Raw genomic sequence first — 3,215 nt, forward strand, 5'->3', positions numbered from 1 at the left:
CTTCCCGAAAGTCGGGATGCGATGGTTGGTCAGGCTTGGTAGCCCCAATTCACGACCTCATCTGTCTTCTCCTTCTCAAGGAGAAGGACTCTTGTTATAGTTGAAAAGTAGTTCATCCAGTTTAGGCTTTGGCGATTATCTCATTTTGAACCGGGATTTATGGGATTGAAGGACGATTATCAGGATGTTATGAATTTAACTCCCAAACAACCAAAACCCGGTCATTGCGAGGCGCTCGGGAGTCAAGTCTCGATTTCGATGCCTTACAACGAAGCAATCTCCCTAAAGCGATCATCCAAATAATTCAGACAGATTGCCACAGCCTTTGCTTCGCTGAATGCCTCGCAATGACGAGACTCAAAATTAGAATTCTTCGAAACCTGTCTGCCTGCGAGGCAGGTTCAATATTCCTTGCTCAATGTTCGATATTCATTCCTTCCCGGTCAACTAAAAACTTAAAACTAAAAACTAAACCCTAAACACTTATCACTTATCACTTATCACTTATCACTAAACACTACAAACATCCCCTTTAAATCCACCCATTATCTTTGTATCATTAGAGCTTCACAAAAAACGTATCAGAACACGTGAGCGAAGAGAATAAAAACAACGATCAGGGGCACAATTCAGATCAGCCCGGGAAGAAGAAAAAGACAGAAGATTTTCCAATTCAGGAATACAGGCTGGTGCCGGCCCATGAGGATTATGCAGGCTATGAGGAAGATGAGATCGACCTCATTGAGCTGGCTAAGACCATCTGGGATAATCGTAAACTCATTTATAAATTTGTAGCAATTGGAGTGGTTATTGGAGTAGCAGTAGCTCTCTTGAGTACCAAAGAATATAAAAGCTCCGCAACCCTCATGCCGGAGTATGCCACAGAATCTGGTGGTGGTAGTGTATCGAGACTATTGCAACAGTATGGGGGACTGTTGGGTATTAGTTCTGGCGGAAGCTATAACTCTGCTAGCAGTGCCATTCGGGTACAGTTATACCCACAGATCGTGTCAAGTTTATCATTTCAGCAAAAACTGGCAGCTCATAATTTTTATTTTCCGGATTATGATACCACGGCTTCGCTTATGGAATATTACCTCGAAATTCAAAAACCGGGAGTCTTGGGTTATCTGAAGAAATTCACGATCGGACTGCCGGGAACGATCATTGGTGCTATTTTTGGGGGAGAGGATGCTCAACCAAATACCTTCGATCAAAATGCGGATCCGGAGATCATTGAATTATCTAAGGATGAAATGCAGGTTATTGAGAATCTCAGGCAGCGAGTTACAGCAAGCCTGGATGAAGAATCCGGGATCATTACGGTATCGGTTCAAATGACTGACCCAAAACTGGCTGCAGAAATGGCTGATTTCACCATTCAGGAACTGACGGATTATCTGGTGGAATATCGGACCGAGAAAGTGCTTAGAGATCTTAAATTTGTGGAGGAACAATTGGCAGAGGCCGAAGAACGGTTTGAGGAAGCACAGATCGCACTGGCGGATTTTCGGGACAGTAACCAAGGGGCACTGACCAACCGGGCTCGTACGCAAGAACAGCAACTGCAATCTGAATATGATCTGGCCTTTAATTTGTACAACGGACTCACACAGGAATACGAGCAAGCCAAATTACGCGTACAGGAAGAAACACCGGTCTTTAAAGTCCTTCAACCCGTACAGGTTCCCGTCAATGATGAAACCAGCGGAGCCATGATTCTCATTGTTTTTGTGATGCTCAGTGGTATTGCCAGCATCGGCTGGATCTTTATTAAACAGTTTTTGGAATCAAACCCCTTTGAGAAAAAGACCGAGAACTAAATAATGTTAATCGTTTTGAACCGGGATTTACGGGATTGAAGTACGATTATCAGGATGTTATGAATTTAACTCCCAAACAACCAAAACCCGGTCATTGCGAATACTATGACTAAATCAAGTGGATTAGGCTGATTTTTTGTATTTCTTGATCATTTTCTGAATGTGTTTTGGATCATATTCTGCCCGGTTATTCCACATGGCACAGTACAGACGAATCAGTTTATTGATGATGTTGTTGATAGCAACTAATTCATGCTTGCCTTCATTAATTTTCTTCTCGTAATATTGGTGATAGTGTGGTTTGTGGTTGGCTACACTGCGGGCTGCCTGATGCATTAATCGCCGCAATTCGGAGTTTCCGTACCCGGTGGATCGATCCGGGCTTTTGACCGAGCTTCCGGAGCTTCGCCCGTGTGGGGCAAAGCCAAATCGAGAAGATATTTTCCGGGGATTGAGTTGGTCTTTCCCAGCAAACATGCACAACCAAAATCGTGCAATGACCGGACCGATACCGGGAGCTGTTCGCAAGGTTTGATGGCGCCTGCACAGAATTGGGTCCTGACGGATCAGCTCATCCATGGTGTATTCCAGCTGCTCGATATGCTGGGTGAGAAGTTCTACCTGTTGGTTCCACATCTTGGTTAATTGGCTCATGTCCGCATCATGAAACTCAGCCTCGCCAAGCTTACTCTTGAGGGCTGCTCGTCGATCCACCATCTTCCGTCTTTCGGCCTGAAGCCGTTTTAATTGTGCTTGCGTGGGTTTTGGAGCCTCTGCCAGCTGTAATCGGTCATTAAATCGAGCTCCATATTCTGCCAGTTGGCTGGCGTCAAATTCATCCGTTTTACGGTGATGTTCCCAGCTAACTTTTTCCAGGGCCGTTGTCTTTACCACCGCATGAGGCCAACCAGTCCGTGTACTCCATCGTAACAAGTGCTCCCCATAGCGTCCGGTGTGTTCACTAATAAGTATCGTCTGTGATTGAGTTACTTCGTGATCTTCCATCCACTCGGCTAAGTTGTGGAACCCTTCCTGAGTGTTAGGCACCTGCAACATATTTCTATCGCCGGTTTGGCGATCAAATAAAGAGATATCCAGGGTGTGTTTAGAAATGTCAATACCTACGATAAAGCGCCATTTAATTGTAATTTCCATAGCTATTTACCTATTTTAATTAAGATTGAATAGCTGCCGAGTAGTTATCTTCCCGCCTCTTTTAAAAAGGTATACTTTCCATACTATATGGGTTTAGATAACTACCTGCCATGACAGGCTTTGATTCGCAATAAGGGTTTTACCCGGAGGAGCGCAAGAGATTGCCTGCCATGGTTCGGTAGCTTTATTTTGTTAGTAGCTAACCAACAAAATATTTCCTAAGAAGTCTAAAAGAGG

The 3,215-nt window shown here is 44.3% G+C and carries 2 protein-coding genes; one reads left to right on the plus strand and one right to left on the minus strand.

Annotation, left to right across the window (positions count from 1 at the left end; all coding sequences use genetic code 11):
- Positions 1-590 precede the first annotated feature (590 nt).
- Positions 591-1,823, plus strand: a complete 1,233-nt coding sequence (locus C3B73_RS07485) for a Wzz/FepE/Etk N-terminal domain-containing protein (protein WP_103664982.1) — start codon at positions 591-593, stop codon at positions 1,821-1,823.
- A 123-nt stretch (positions 1,824-1,946) separates the two neighbouring features.
- On the opposite strand, the gene C3B73_RS07490 is transcribed toward C3B73_RS07485, so the two are convergent.
- On the minus strand, positions 1,947-2,978 hold the full coding sequence (locus C3B73_RS07490) for an IS110 family RNA-guided transposase (RefSeq protein WP_103664590.1): 1,032 nt from the start codon (positions 2,976-2,978) through the stop codon (positions 1,947-1,949).
- Positions 2,979-3,215: the final 237 nt, after the last annotated feature.

Origin of the sequence: Gracilimonas amylolytica (genome assembly GCF_002911695.1) — a bacterium.
GTDB classification, from domain to species: domain Bacteria; phylum Bacteroidota; class Rhodothermia; order Balneolales; family Balneolaceae; genus Gracilimonas; species Gracilimonas amylolytica.

What these genes read in the sequence shown, in the direction of transcription:
- C3B73_RS07490 (WP_103664590.1), bottom strand. Translation starts at nt 2,978, where the DNA reads ATGGAAATTACAATTAAATGGCGCTTTATCGTAGGTATTGACATTTCT.